The organism is Nostoc sp. UHCC 0302 (genome assembly GCF_038096175.1).
GTDB lineage: Bacteria > Cyanobacteriota > Cyanobacteriia > Cyanobacteriales > Nostocaceae > UHCC-0302.
The window spans coordinates 970,274-984,562 of the sequence record NZ_CP151099.1 but is presented as its reverse complement, the minus strand read 5'-3'; the positions used below and the strand labels follow the sequence as shown (position 1 = coordinate 984,562).

At 49.7% G+C, this 14,289-nt stretch carries 16 protein-coding genes; all 16 read right to left on the bottom strand.

Features of this window, described 5'->3' with window-relative positions:
* Positions 1-27: 27 nt before the first annotated feature.
* The 16 genes from WKK05_RS04030 to WKK05_RS03955 all read right to left on the bottom strand — a co-directional run bounded on the left by WKK05_RS04030 (position 28) and on the right by WKK05_RS03955 (position 14,204).
* Positions 28-1,563, bottom strand: coding sequence for an alpha/beta hydrolase (locus WKK05_RS04030; protein ID WP_341528503.1), 1,536 nt, complete (start codon positions 1,561-1,563; stop codon positions 28-30).
* A gap of 226 nt (positions 1,564-1,789) precedes the next feature.
* Positions 1,790-2,359 (bottom strand): IS630 family transposase, encoded by a 570-nt coding sequence (locus tag WKK05_RS04025; RefSeq protein ID WP_341527207.1) that lies wholly within the window; start codon positions 2,357-2,359, stop codon positions 1,790-1,792.
* Positions 2,360-2,361: 2 nt separating this feature from the next.
* On the bottom strand, positions 2,362-2,862 hold the full coding sequence (locus WKK05_RS04020; protein ID WP_341527206.1) for a helix-turn-helix domain-containing protein: 501 nt from the start codon (positions 2,860-2,862) through the stop codon (positions 2,362-2,364).
* A gap of 146 nt (positions 2,863-3,008) precedes the next feature.
* Positions 3,009-5,075, bottom strand: a complete 2,067-nt coding sequence (locus tag WKK05_RS04015; RefSeq protein ID WP_341528502.1) for a prolyl oligopeptidase family serine peptidase — start codon at positions 5,073-5,075, stop codon at positions 3,009-3,011.
* A gap of 355 nt (positions 5,076-5,430) precedes the next feature.
* Complete coding sequence (locus WKK05_RS04010; protein WP_341528501.1) at positions 5,431-5,862, bottom strand: nuclear transport factor 2 family protein; 432 nt, start codon at positions 5,860-5,862, stop codon at positions 5,431-5,433.
* Positions 5,863-5,934: 72 nt separating this feature from the next.
* Entirely contained in the window at positions 5,935-6,222 is a 288-nt protein-coding gene (locus WKK05_RS04005; protein ID WP_163927108.1) for a hypothetical protein, read from the bottom strand.
* 59 nt (positions 6,223-6,281) lie between these two features.
* Positions 6,282-6,497 carry a peptidoglycan-binding domain-containing protein gene (locus WKK05_RS04000; protein WP_341528500.1) on the bottom strand — a complete coding sequence of 72 codons (216 nt, stop codon included), beginning with the start codon at positions 6,495-6,497 and terminating at the stop codon, positions 6,282-6,284.
* Positions 6,498-6,536: 39 nt separating this feature from the next.
* Positions 6,537-6,731 (bottom strand): hypothetical protein, encoded by a 195-nt coding sequence (locus WKK05_RS03995; protein ID WP_341528499.1) that lies wholly within the window; start codon positions 6,729-6,731, stop codon positions 6,537-6,539.
* A 119-nt stretch (positions 6,732-6,850) separates the two neighbouring features.
* Positions 6,851-7,228 carry a hypothetical protein gene (locus WKK05_RS03990; protein ID WP_341528498.1) on the bottom strand — a complete coding sequence of 126 codons (378 nt, stop codon included), beginning with the start codon at positions 7,226-7,228 and terminating at the stop codon, positions 6,851-6,853.
* A 20-nt stretch (positions 7,229-7,248) separates the two neighbouring features.
* On the bottom strand, positions 7,249-7,536 hold the full coding sequence (locus tag WKK05_RS03985; RefSeq protein ID WP_096646670.1) for a hypothetical protein: 288 nt from the start codon (positions 7,534-7,536) through the stop codon (positions 7,249-7,251).
* A gap of 128 nt (positions 7,537-7,664) precedes the next feature.
* Entirely contained in the window at positions 7,665-8,456 is a 792-nt protein-coding gene (locus tag WKK05_RS03980; protein WP_341528497.1) for a CPBP family intramembrane glutamic endopeptidase, read from the bottom strand.
* A 28-nt stretch (positions 8,457-8,484) separates the two neighbouring features.
* Positions 8,485-9,207, bottom strand: coding sequence for a type II CAAX endopeptidase family protein (locus WKK05_RS03975; protein ID WP_341528496.1), 723 nt, complete (start codon positions 9,205-9,207; stop codon positions 8,485-8,487).
* Between the two features lie 64 nt (positions 9,208-9,271).
* Entirely contained in the window at positions 9,272-9,829 is a 558-nt protein-coding gene (locus WKK05_RS03970; RefSeq protein WP_341528495.1) for a DsbA family protein, read from the bottom strand.
* A 221-nt stretch (positions 9,830-10,050) separates the two neighbouring features.
* The gene (locus tag WKK05_RS03965) at positions 10,051-10,674 is read right to left on the bottom strand and encodes a response regulator transcription factor (protein ID WP_029634594.1); all 624 of its coding nucleotides are present in this window, start codon (positions 10,672-10,674) and stop codon (positions 10,051-10,053) included.
* Complete coding sequence (locus WKK05_RS03960; RefSeq protein WP_341531016.1) at positions 10,671-12,992, bottom strand: PAS domain S-box protein; 2,322 nt, start codon at positions 12,990-12,992, stop codon at positions 10,671-10,673. The genes WKK05_RS03965 and WKK05_RS03960 overlap by 4 nt, the downstream gene beginning before the upstream one ends.
* Before the next feature lie 630 nt (positions 12,993-13,622).
* Positions 13,623-14,204: a hypothetical protein gene (locus WKK05_RS03955; RefSeq protein ID WP_341528494.1), complete on the bottom strand. Its 582-nt coding sequence runs from the start codon at positions 14,202-14,204 to the stop codon at positions 13,623-13,625.
* Between the last annotated feature and the right edge of the window lie 85 nt (positions 14,205-14,289).

Here is a 14,289-nt window from a genome sequence, read left to right as displayed (position 1 = left end):
GACGATTAGCTTAGTGTCCCAACGCGCCTAAAGGACGCAGCGAGCGCCGTCTGCGGGGATTTTGAGACCGATGAGGTAGTCGGCGACGATGTCGTTGACACACGCATTGCCGGGGGTGAGGGCTACACCGTGCTGTTCGCCCTCGACGGTCAGCAGACTCGCGCCGAGCGTCTTGGCGAGGCTGATGCCGCCCTCGTGCGGGGTGGCCGGATCGCGAGTGACCGACACGACCAAGGTTTTAGGGAGTCCTTTGATGTTCTGGGCGTAGGGGTAGCCGAGGGTGGGTTTCACGCGCCAATGCTCACAGAGGTCGCGGGCGTTGACGGGTCGGCCAGTGTCCAGAAACGGTGCGACCTTGAAAATGTCGCGCGTCATCGCGCTCTCCTGCTCGGGCGTGTGGCGTTCCTCGTCGAGGCAGTTAATGGCCACCAGGGACTCGTAGTTATTGCCGTAGCTACCGTCGGCATTGCGCTGGCTGAGGATGTCGCGCAAGAACAGCAGGGTTTTACCGCTTCCGGACTTGAGTTCGGTGATGGCTTTGATCACCGCAGGCCAGAGCGTCTCGCCGTAAAGCCCAGTGGTCACGCCGTCAATTACGGCGGTGTAAGTGACCTTGCGTCCGTCTGCGGTGATGATCGGTTTATCAATCAGTGGCCGCACGATCTGCTGGAAGGCAGCGTTAGCTTGCTTGGGATCGGTGCCGAGCGGACAAGTCGGGGTTTTAGCGCAGAAGGCCGCCATGTTGTCGAAGGCACGCTGGAAACCCGCGAACTGGACGAGGCGACGCTCGGTGGTGCCGATGGTGGGGTCGATCGCGGCGTCGAGCACCATGGCCCGGACGTTCTGCGGGAAGGTTTCGGCGTAGATCGCGCCGAGCCGGGTACCGTAGCTGGCACCGAAAAAGGAGAGCTTGTCATCGCCGAACACCGCGCGGAGTACGTCCATGTCGCGGGCGACATCGCGCGTGCCGACGTGAGCCAGCACGTCCTCACCGCCGGAACGCTCGGCGCATTTTTGGTACAATTGACGGGTCTCGTGGTCGGTGTAGTCCTTGCCCCCGGAGTTGATCGAGTTGACCAACAAGTCGGCCTCTCGTTCGGCATCGGTGAAGCAGTCTAGGGCTGGTGTCGAGGCCGCAACCCCACGTGGGTCGAACCCGATCAGGTCAAACTGCTTGGTGATCGGACTGTCGGCCAATTTTTCTGCCACCTCAACCGCGTAGCTCATCCCGGACATGCCGGGGCCGCCTGGGTTGAGCAGCAGGGAACCGATTCGTTTGCTCGGCTTGCCCTTCGCCGGTACGCGCAGCAGTGCAATCTGCGCGGTTCGCCCGCGGGGGTTCTGGTAGTCGAGCGGCACCTCAAGCCGGGCGCATTCGAAGGTGTCGTTGGCGAAGTCCTTAGCGTCGGCATCCGTGGTGGCATAGCCCTCGCACGAGCCGAAGGTCAGCTTCTGGTCGTAGAAGCGTTTCAGATCCGCAGGGATCTTTCCTCCTGGCTCTGACGGGTGCCCGAATGTGGGCTGGCCGCAGGCACTAAGAACCAATATCACCGCCCCAATCATTAGCGAGCTTCGGACGTGGGGCTTGTGAGCAAGCATGGTTCTCCTCTTAGCGGGAACCGTTGGCTCAGAGCCGTGCGTGGGTAGGCCACGATCTTGCTTGTGGTTAGAAGAAATGTGAGACATGGGGATAAACTCCTTCGAGCTAGTTGTTGATGGGTTCAGGTATTAACGGGGTCATCGATGACCCCACCAAAGCGCAGACTGTAAATTAGTTTGTTATACCAATTCACGAAAAATTTGATTCAAATAAAGCATCAAGAATAAAATCCCAACCTGTAATAGAAGCAACGATTGATGTGTTTAATTTCTCCAAACGCTTCCAGATAAATTGCCTCAATTCATCTAAAGTTCCAAAGCTCTCCCAAGCTAAATGTCTTTTAACTTCCTCCCATAATCGCTCGATAGGATTAACTTGCGGTGTATGTGGAGGTTGAAACAATAAAATTATATTCTCTGGTATCTGTAGATGCTGACTAAAATGAAAAGCACCATTATCTAACTGAATGATATGTATATCTTGGGCATAAGTGGCAGAAAACTTTTCTAAAAAAATCTGAAAACAAGCTGCATTTAAATGAGAGAATTCCCAGATAAAATACTCTCCAGTTAATGGTTCTACTAATCCATATAAATAAAAATTATCTCGGTTCCATTGCATAATACCAACAGGCTTGACACCTTTTATTGTAATTAATCTGCCAGCTTCAGTTTTCAACCCAACACGGCTTTCATCTTCACACCAATATCTAATTCTTCTGTTTTTATCTATTGGTGCAATAACGTGTTTTTTAATCACTTCTAAGTATTGAGGCAGTTTTTTTTTAACTCTGATTCTGCTTCTTCTTTGTGTTTTATCCCTACTGCACGCGGCACTTTTAGCTTCGCTTTCATTCGATAACGCACCGTGTCATGTACTACTTTGTATGACGCTTCTACACCCTCCACCGCTTTTAACCATGTTCGGATTTCTTCATAACTTTTGAATCCTTGCGGTTCTTCTAATTCTTTTAAAAGCTGTTCTTGAGCATCCTTGTTAATGAGCGGCGGCCGCCCTGAACCCTTTTTTCTTGATACCAGACTGACAATTCCCGTTTCTGTATAAGCCTTTAACCACCTTTGTACTGTCGCACTCCCTCTTCCCAACACCACAGCCAAATCTTGTATTGTCTTTACCTGCCCTATTTTCAATAAATACAACGCGCTTATACGTTCTTTACCTAATGCTGTTTTTTGTTTTCTCAGCAGTTCACGTAATTCCTCTGCTGACTCTTTTATTTTTACTTTGGTGACTCCAGCCATGAACGTCTGCTTATATTTCTTACTTAAATATCTTTATCATTTTTTTAGTGAAATGGTATTAGAACTTACGCATTGACGGAAATAGAGTGGTGTGAGGCGTTACGCTTCCTCGATTAGTTCGACGTATGTTGATTTGTTTGACGCGATCACTTCGCTGGCTTCACATCCAGCCCCGTCCAATGAGCGGCAAAAGCCCACATATCCGCCGTTTCCTCAATGATCTTGTCCGTGGGCTTGCCCGCTCCATGTCCCGCGCGTGTCTCGATGCGGGCAAAGTGGGGCTTGTCACCGATATCCGCCGCCTGGAGCGCAGCGACATATTTGAAGGTGTGACTCGGCACCACGCGATCGTCCGTGTCGGCAGTGGTGGCGAGGATCGCAGGATAATCCTTGCCGGACTGGATGTTGTGATAAGGCGAATATTTCAAGAGGTTACGGAAATCCGCTTCCTGTGCCGGAGACCCATATTCGTCTAGCCATAATTTCCCGCCTGTGAACTGGTCGAAGCGGAGCATATCCATCACACCAACCTGGGGTAACGCAGCGGCGAACAGATCCGGTCGTTGATTGACCACTGCACTGATCAGGAGTCCACCATTCGATCTGCCCTGAATCGCCAAGCCATTTTGGGGCGTGATACTCTGTGCCTTCAGATACTCGCCCGCTGCGATGAAATCATCGAAGACGTTCTGCTTCTTCTGACGACGACCCGCTTCGTGCCATGCCTTGCCATATTCGGAGCCGCCGCGAATATGGGCGTGCGCGAACACCCCGCCCTGTTCGACCCACGCTAGCCGCTCGGCTGAAAAGGCGGGAGGCTCGGTTATGGCATAGCCGCCATACGCATAGAGCAAGGTCGGCGCTGGATTGGTCACATCTTTGCGCCGGACAATAAACATCGGGACACGGGTACCGTCCTTCGACTTGTAGAAACGCTGTTCGACCGCGATCCGATTTAGATCGATCGCAACCTTGGGTTGTGTCCACACACGCGCCGTATTGCTGGCGACATCGTATCGATAGATCACGCCTGGGGCGTTGAAGCTGGTGAAGCCGAAGAAGGTTTCCTGGTCGTTCTGGTCGCCCTCAAAGCCGATCGCAGTGCCGATGCCGGGCAGCTTCACAACGCCGTCAGCTTTGCCATCAAGTGTGTAGCGTTGAACTTCCGTCTGCACATCGACCAGATAGGAGGTGAACAACCGTCCGCCAACCAGGGACGCATTGCTCAGAACCGAATCCTGCTCCGGCACCACATCCGTGATCACCGGATCGGCGGCAGCGATGTCCATCGTCACCACCTTGAACCGCGGTGCGTCCTTGGTGGTCATGAGGAAGAACTTCGTCCCCACATTGCCGACGACGTGCCATCGATCGTCGAGATTATCGACCAGCTTGCGGGGTTTCCAGTCGGCGCTCTTGAGATCCACCACAGTCAGTTTGTTGCCGATCGAAGCGGGCGTGGAAACGATCGCGATGTAACACCCGTCTTCGGTGATGCTCAAGTAATGCCCCAGGGTCGGCTGATCTGGAGTTGCATAAACCAGCCGATCCTGTGCTTGGGGCGTGCCGATCGCATGAAAATAGACGGCATGGTTGGCTACGCTTGCTTGCGATTCGGTGCCCTGCTTCGGTTCAGGGTAACGGGCGTAGAAAAAGCCGGAGCCGTCCTTAGCCCATGCGATGGTGGGGCTGAACCTCACCCATTTGACTTCATCGCCCTGCACCTTGCCCGTGTTTACGTCCAGCACCCGAATCGTGCGCCAGTCCGTGCCGCCATCCTGCACCGCATAAACCACGCGCTTGCCGTCGTCAGATGCCGACCATTCGGCCAGCGCGATCGCCCCGTCTTTTGCCCAACTGTTGGGATCGATCAGCACACGCCCTGCGCCATCCACACTGTCGCGGACATAGAGAACCCGCTGGCTCTGAAGTCCGGAATTATAGAGGTAGAAATATCGTCCCCCCTTTTTGACTGGAATGGTGAACCGCTCATAGTTGTACAACTGCTTCAGTCGGTTCTTGAAGATATCTCGACTTGGTAGCGTGTTGAGATAAGCGTTAGTCACCTTGTTCTGGGCTTCGACCCAGGCGGCAACTTCCTTGTCGTTGCGGACATCGTTTTCCAGCCAGCGATAGGGGTCGGCGACCTTCTGCCCGAAATGTTCCTCAACGACATTGACCCGCTTGGTTTCAGGATAGGCGATCGTAGGCATGATTGCTGTAGAATCCGTGCAAGCGGAGGCGAAATGGGTAGTAGAGAGTAGCGCGATCGCGAAAAGGGTTGCGCGGCGCATCGGTATCTTTATCTTTTGAAATGAGAGTCGAAATCCAAAGAGGTTGAATTACAGTACTTCTTGTCGTGATTTTGCAGTTTTGAACATGTCATTGACCTACGTAACAAAATGGTTGACCATAACTACCTGGGTTAAACGATCGCAAGTAGATAAACAAAATTAATTACATTGTTTTGATCAAATTCTTTCAGCACCTTCTCAAGAGACTGAACTACGCTTTGCCAACTTTGATCGACACTTGCTAGTTGCCTCGCTCATACATAACTAATTTTGATTAACCATTTAGAAGCGATTCGCCTCCAGGTTGCGATCGCATCGAATCAGCCCGCGTCGATGAGCCGCTAGTTTCATCCTTGACCTCGGTTTTGATGACGAAAGCCCTTAATTCAACAATCTTGCCGCCGCGAAAGCGCCAGATGTCGCAGTACGGGTAATGAACCGCCTTCCCGTCTTCGTCCTTCATTGTTATGTCGCCGAGTGCCGTGACGAAATCACCCTCAGCGATTAAGTTAGCAACCATAAAATTTGGCGGCTCTATGTATGTCGTTGCCATCCATTGGTGAACAGCTTCTTTTCCTTTAAGAGTCTTGTCGCCTACAAACGTCCAATGCGTGTCGTCGGCGCAGAACGACAAGAATCCTTCATTGTTGCCTTCAGCGATCGCCGCGTTTGCCGCTTCTAAAATTGCTTTATTGTTCTCTGACATCTGAATCTGTCCTCTGTTCAAAGCAACAAAGTGGTGTGAGTTGTTATGCTGTTGCCCCTAACTGGTTTACTTCTAGGGACTGGTAAACGGCTTACATTGAATCGCCTTCACATTTCGCAGATAGTCCAACTGTGGCTCGAAGTCAGTCGGACAGAAGACATAAACATTGTCCTGCGACCGACTAATGACTAAACGGTAGCTGGGTGGAATCCCTTCAGAACTTTCGATCACTTCGATTCTGGGAATCACTTGTGAACTGACTTGAGCCAGGGATGGAAAATTGAACAGTAGGAGTACGCCAAACAGAATTGTGATTGCGATTGTGGTTGTGATTTTGGTTGAAAGAATCTTTCGGTTCATTAGAAATCTTCTGTGGCTTATAGTTGTGTAATGTTCTGTTGTTTCCAGGGAAGCGGCGATCAATAGGGGTTTTCGTGCATATCCACGACTTCCCAGGTGGTTGGATTGACTCGCCCTGTAACTGGGATTCTGTATAGTCTCTGGAGCTCGCGTACCGCAGACGCTGTGACCGCACCAAAGATGCCATCGACGATCGCCCCTCTTGGATTGCCTAACCTCACACCTGCGGCTCCTAAAAAGCCACTGTCTTGAAGGATGCGTTGTAACAATTGCACGTTTCTGCCGCGATCACCTTGGCGTAAGGTAGGTAAGGTTCAATCAGTGTAGGCAGTGGCGATCAGAATGGGGAAGGTTTGTTGTGGAGGAATGCTGTGTGCGATCTGCGCTTCTCCCAAGGGGAGACGCCAAGGGCGAACGCAGCAGCGCTTCGCTATCGCGGGATGAGTGAGTGAACCTCCGAGCAATCCTGTAGCGATCGTTATTAATCTGAAAATGGTTTGAAGTTTCATGATTGTCCTCCTGATAGATCAGTTCTAGTTAGCATCAATTTCGTGTCGGAGTTATTACTCCATCTGCTTGCTCCGATCGGTGAAGAGCGAGTTCGTTTCAGGATCATCTGATTTAGACACTAATGTTCAGAATTCACTTGCCATGTAATCACAATGAGTTCTACAAACGGTAAGACAACTATTAGCCGCAAAAACGCTCCTAAAATGGCTTCCATCGTCCAGTTTTGACTCTGAACCTCCCAGATCATCCAAACAATATTGAATCCAATCACCAACCAGGGTAGAATTACCGCTGAATTCCGTCTGCGATAGAAGCGGATCGTCCTCTCGCGCCAAGATGGGAAGGTGCTGAGGAGACAAAAAATGTAGGAGGTTCCTGCACTGATGAACAAGCTTCTTTGAGGACCCGAAGGCAGGTTTGGGTATCCAAGTGCGATCGCACTCAGACAAACTCCCAGCGCGAGGTACAGGAAAGTAAACAAGGTAAATCGTTTCATTATTTCTTCTCCGGTGAAGCTTATTCTCTATACCACACACGCACACATTGAAAGCAATTGACTGTAACGCCCTGGCTGATCATCACTGGGTAGACCCCATTACTGACTGTCACGCCGTAGACACCATCACTTGTGCTTTTCAAGCTATCTGGTAAAACAACGGTTTCAACATTGATCACCTGTATCGTTGTATTTTCAATCCACTGATTGACCTCACTCACAACCTCAGAGAAGGATTCATAATCGGAAGCTCCGCCGAAGGGCCCCCGTTCAGTAATCCGAGGCGCAAAATCTTTGCACTGAATCATTTGATTTACCACCTTAAAACTGTAGAGTTAAGCATCAATTCAAGTAGTGGGCATCGCCCACCATTTTTAAAACCTTTCACAGTAAAGCTTTGTAGGCAGTGCTAGCCCTGCGATATCTATTCCAAAACTTAAGCCAACCTTGCCAGTAAACCGCTAAGAACAAAGGCAAAAGCATGAACGCTGATATGAGCTAACATTGCAGCCTCTAGCGAATATTGCCAAAAGAGCCAGCCAAACGCAATCCCCACAATCCCATTCAGTAACAACGCCCGAATAATCACAACTGGAGTGAGGGGAACGATCGCAGCAGTCGCTGGCAGGTGTAGTAGTCCAAATACCAAAGCGGCTAGAACGATCGCACCCTGGTAAATCCCTTGACTTGGCAACGTAACGCCTTGTTTTAGCCCTTTCCACGCGATCCAAACAAGCAGCGACATTAAACCCCAGCGCATCAAAATTTCCTCAGTGATGCCGCCATAGAACATTGCTGTGAGCAAATTCAACCAACTTGGCTCTGTATTATTGGCTGCCCGTAGCGCTTCAGGTAGGACAGGTTGCATCAACTGATCGAGCAACAAGAGAACGATCGCCGCCGCTGCACCCACACCTAAGCTCCACTTCATCTCAACGGCAAAAGATGGAGACTTAGCGGTGTGAAACACCCAATGATCAATCAAATGGGAGCTTAATCCAACACGATAGGCACAACCAATTCCGATTAGAATGCTGATTGCCAGTAGAATTGAATACTGTAGTCCTTGCAGAAGCATTAAAATCCCCAATGGCGGCACTTTTTCCAGTATTTCTGGAGACAGTTTCGCTAACTTTTGCTCGACTAAAGGAATAGACGCGATCGTGTACATCACAATTCCCACACTGCCCAATACAAATAAAATCCCGAATTGTTTCAGAATTGCCATTGGTTTAACCTCCAGATGATCCGTCCTATCAGCCCATGTCAGCAGCTACCATCACCGGAATTGTGGGCAAATTGAAAACGACGTGAACAATGACAGCAGTCCAGACCGAGCCGCTGCGGCGGAAGACCTCGGCAGTGGCGAGACCCGCGACTACGGCTGCGGGAAAGACGATGTTGATGCCATGACAAAGGGCAAAGATCACGGTGCTACCCACGACCCCGATGAACGAACCGTAGCGCAGCAGCGCGTTAGCGACGACACCCCGAAAGAACAAATCCTCGCCAAGAGGCGTGACGATACCGAGGAACAACGTGGCTAAAACCAGGGATAGTACTCCGCCGCTACCGCCCTCTGCGTACACACCCTGAACATTGTTGGTGTTCCCGGTGATCTGAATCCAGCCCAGAACTGCCAATCCCTTGAGTACGAAGGCAACCAGTCCGACTCCGATCGCGATGAGCAGCCAGCGTCTGGAAACTCGGCGCACACCAAAGGCACTCAGGGATCGAATCCGTAGTAGTGCTGCCGCTGCGAACCCGGCAATCCCGGCGATGCCAGACAGCGAGGTGAAGACCAGTCCGTAGACCACAGGATCAAGACCGAGCCGCCTGAGTTGCGAGCCAACCCCGAATCCAACGATCGCGAAGACGACAAGACCCACAATGATCTCAAGCCAGCCTGGACGGGAGACCCTGTTTGGTGCGAACGCGGCAGGGAGCTTCTGTGGGTGGTTAGAAGACATTTTAGACATGGTGATAAACTCCTTTGATCGAGTTGATGATTCAAGTTGCTGATGGGTTCATGAATCAAGTTCCCTAGTGACTTGCAGCAACAATGGTTGCCATCAACTCTGTCATTCTCCAACGTCCGATATATTGGATGTTATTGATAAATAGGGCTGGAGCCGCCGTTATTCCACTCTGCAATCCACTTTCGATATCCTCATTGATGCGATCAATATGCACTTGTTTAGACAACTCTTTGAGAAATTGAGGGATATCAAGCCCTAAATCATTGGCGTACTCTACAAGATAACCATTTTCTAACTTCTGTTGATGGGCAAACAAAGTGTCGTGCATTGACCAAAACTGTCCCTGAGCGGCGGCGGCAACGGCTGCTTGGGCTGCCCGTTGAGCTTGGGGATGAATCTGTGCTTGCGGAAAATGACGGAAGATAAAGCATAAATCATCTTCTCCAAAAGAAGCACTAAGTTCTCCTTTGAGCAATTTAATCAGCTTGTAAACATCCGCACTTTTAGAGCATTGATAGTCTCCATACATCACCAACACGACCTTAGCACTCAGCACACCTCGCATCCAATCCTGGGTTGAAGGGGTTACAAGTAAGGAACTGTGGCTATGATCGTCGTTCATTTTTATACATTTGCATCAAGCATGGAACTTTGCAATTTACTTACTCAATCCATTGATTGCGTAACTGTTTGCATAAATTCAATATAGGCGATCGCCTTCAAGCTGTCGTCTATAGCAAGTTAAAATTTTTACAGTAGAAATTGATAGAGCAACCATGCCATCGTGGAGTAGAAGGCTAGCTATAACTTAAGTTAGAATTCCAATTCTATCGAAAGTACATCCTATAAATTAACAATGCCGCGTTTAACGGCAACAATTACAGCTTGGGTGCGATCGCTCACATCTAACTTATTCAAAATCCGATTGACATGAGATTTGACAGTGCCTTCACCGATACTCAAAGCAGCTGCAATATCGGCATTGCTCATTCCCTGCGCCAGTGAGCCGAGTACTTCTAGTTCTCGTTCACTCAGTTCTGGATTGCTGAGGCGTTGTACCAACTTTGCTCCTACATCAGGCGGAATATACTTCTGACCCCGATGAACGGTACGAATAGCATTCAGAAGCTCGTCAGGTTCAGTTTCTTTCAACAGATATCCTTTTGCGCCTGCCTGCAATCCCCGATAAATATCTTCGTCACTATCATACGTGGTCAGTACAATAATCCGAGCAGATTTAGCAGTAGCACAAATTGCACCGATGGCGGCAACTCCTTCCACTTCAGGCATTCGTAGATCCATGAGCGTGACATCCGGTTGGTGTTCCCCAAATAGAGCGATCGCTTGTTCCCCATTTTCGGCTTGGGCAATCACCTGCATATCTGGGTCACGGTTAATAATCGTGGCTAATCCTTGCCGAAAAATAGCATGATCGTCTGCAATGAGAACCCGAATGGCTTGGCTCATTGTGATGCCTCCCGATCGACGGTAACAATCATCTCTGTTCCTTCTCCAGGTTGACTCCTAATCGTGAGTTGTGCGCCGATGCGCTCTGCCCGTTCGCTCATGCCTAGTAAGCCAAAACCCTCAGAGGCTGGAATACTCCCAACTCCAAAGCCCTGTCCATTGTCTCTCACGCGCAAGCAAAACTGATCGCGATCATATCCTAGCTTCACTCGAATTTCGTCAGCATTGGCGTGTCTAATCGCATTGGTTAAGGCTTCCTGCCCAATCCGCAGTAGGTTACTCTCGACTTCAGTCGGCAGAGAATATACTGCACCCTCAATCTCATAATATAAAGTGGTATCCATTGCGGCAGTTCTGAGTTGAGCGACGAGACAATGTAGAGCGCTCTGTAGACTGCCTTCCTCCAAAAGCTGAGGACGGAGCGCCACGACCGATCGCCGCGCTTCAACCAGTCCAGTTCGCGCCAATTCTTTGATCAGGTCTAGGTGTGCCTCAGTTGCTTCTAAATCATCCGTTAGCACCTGTTTTGCCGCTCCCACCTGAGCCAGAATGCCTGTAAACGCCTGAGCGAGAGTGTCGTGAATTTCGCGTGCCATACGGTTACGCTCTTCCAGAATTGAGGCTGCTTCTGCTCGCTTTTGCAGCGTAATATCTCGCGCTATCCAAATCACCTGCTCGTGCCGAATCGGTGCAATGCGTGCCGAAAACCAGATTTCTCGTTCAGCTATCCACTGGCTGTATTCAACTGTGAGTACTTGTTGGGTTCTCAGGACCTGCTGAATGTAACTCAGGAATTCATCAGCTTGTTCCGTAGCATAGAGTTGATGCAGTGTTTTACCAATATACTCCTCCCTATGCAACTCTCCATATGACGGATTTCCTTTGATTGCGCCGATCACTTGCCCTTCAGCATTGAAGATACACAGCGGATCGGGAATGGCTGAAAAGAGCGCCCGTAGCTCTGCTTCAGAGGCTTGCAATGCTACTTCTGCCTGTTTGCGATCGCTAATATCCGCAATTACCCCTTCGATGTAGTCATCGGCTGCATTCAAATAAGAAGAGAAAAGTCCCCAAAACAATGTTCCATCTTGTTTTCGCATCTGGACTTCAAAGCTTTGCAGTTCCCCATCCCGCTTCAGCAACTCAATGGCTTGTTGGCGAACGCCCTGATTGACATAGTAGCCTGTAGTGTGTTCCAGTCCGATAATCTCCTCTGGTGAATCAAAGCCAAACAGATCGGCAAAGCGTTGATTGGCATTGAGAATCAATCCATCACAGGTGCGGGTTCGGTAGATGCCAACCTGCGAGTTTTCAAAGATAGCTCGGAACTTGGCTTCACTACGTTGTAATGCCTCTTCTGCTTGTCTACGCTGGGTGGTGTCATTGCCAACCGATAAGATTTCAACGACATCTCCCTGTTCATTGAAGATGGCTTGATTTGACCAAACAACCCAAACTCGCCGACCGTCTCGACACAGGTTTTCACCCTCGCCTTGCGGGTACGATTGAGGATTACGAAGTAAATCATGGACAAAGGGTTTGACATCGCGTCCAGAGATTTCGATGTCTGGAATGATTGTTTCAAATAAGGTTCGCCCTAAAATCTGATGTTCTTCATAGCCAAGAAGTTTTACCCCATAATCGTTGATGTAGCGAATCCGTCCTTGCGGATCATAGCGAATGATAACGGAATTCGCGGTTTGTAGCAGGTTGCGATAATTTGCTTCACTTTGTCTCAATGCGGCTTCGGTTTGTTGACGTTCCGCGATCTCCTGCTGCAAAGCTTGAGTTTGCTCTTCTACCTTCCTTTCCAGTGTTTCGGAATAATCCGATAACCGTTCATATAACCGAGCATTCTCCAGTGAAATTGCTGCCTGAGCAATCAACAGTTTAAGGACTTGTAAGCGATCGCTAGTAAACACTCCGGTACTGAGATTGTTCTCTAGATAAAGTATGCCAATCAGCTGATTTTGCTTAAGAATGGGCATACACAGAAGCGATCGCGTTTGTTGGTTTTGAATATACCGATCAGTCAAAAAAGACGGTTCGCTGATTGCATCATCAAACACCAGAGTTTCAGATGTGCGTTCTACTGATTGGATGACGGAGACAGGAATTGTTGCACAGCCAGCAACAGCGATCTTTTCTAGGTTACACTGTCTACTCCCACTGCACTGAGCCACAACAGTGAGCTGATCATCTTCCAGGAGAAGCAGAGCGCCAGTTTCGGCTCCGGCATTTTCTATCACCACCTGCATCAACGTTACAGTTAATTGATCGAGATGGATCATTTCTGAGATGGCTTGAGCCGCTTTCATCGCCGCAGCCCAATCGATCGCCGCAGTCGGATGACGGATCGTTTCATCGGTCACGATTGAATGTGATTGCCGAACTAGGTTGGTGTTGAGGAGTTGTGGATAGCGTTTTTCTAAATCTTTAACTTTAGCGGTTGCGCCCCAGCGATCGTAGCAATAGTGCGCCTCTTTAATGTAAGTTTGAGCAATTTTTGACCGCCCTCGCGCCAGATAATGTTTAGCCGCTAATTCATAGGCGAGTGCTTCTTCCTGGATACACTCATTTTCAGCAGCCCCCGTGATCGCTCGCTCGTAAAACTCTTCAGCCTCAAAAAATTGCCCTAAGACTCGCGCTTTTTCTGCCTCGACTAGATGAAATTTATGTAGATAATTCATGGGAGCGTGTTCTGCCCATTTCTGCATCTTTTCTTGGTTGATGTTAACACAATTGAGCCAAGCTACTTTTTGGGAGTTTGAAGCATCGAGCGGTAGGCTCAAAAGCGCCAGAGAGGATATTGGCTGCATGGATTCTGCCCAGAATGTCGGTTAGGGCGATCGCAAGACCAAGAAAAGTGGATAAAGGCATGGGGCAGAATATATCTGGACGCTTATGCATCCTCCTCCAGCGAATCGGAATACACTCGACTGATGCGATCAGCTTCGCTGGGCGCTTGCGCCATCGCAAATCACCTGCATCTGCTCACACTCCTGGGGCAGGTTGAAGGACTTCAGGTGTTGCAACCCAACGGCGTACTCGCCATCCCACATTCTCACGGTGCAACTAAAGTCATTCACTGCGCTGACAATTGCCCAACATCCACCCTTTCCTCTGAGTTCGGGCTTGTCTTTTGCAAAAATTTGGCACACTTCACCCAACTGGTAGGTGTTTGGTACTTTGGTTCTCTCCATGATGCGCTGTACAACATCTTTGACGATTCTACCAGTTGGCACTTTACCACCAGCAACTTGCACTGCATGGCAGCAGGCAGTGCGCTGGACTTCTGGCTCTAGGGCAACCAAGGGGCGTACTTGACGTTCGTTTGTCGGCAGTATTTGTAAACCACTTGTTGACATTTCGACATTTTGTAAACCAATGGTTGACAAATTCTCCATAACTGTCGCCGCAGCAATTTTATAGGTTGCTGCCATTCGTGTATAACCAAACCGTGAACGGCAATACTCCTCAAAGGTTTTGTGCGTAGAGCGATATAATCTGCGATCGCGAAGTTCCATCAAAGCCTTGCCTGCTTCAAAAAACGCCCGTTCCCCGGATTTCTCACAAAGAGTTAAAAAAAGGGGTCAAAAACTGCGAATATATATA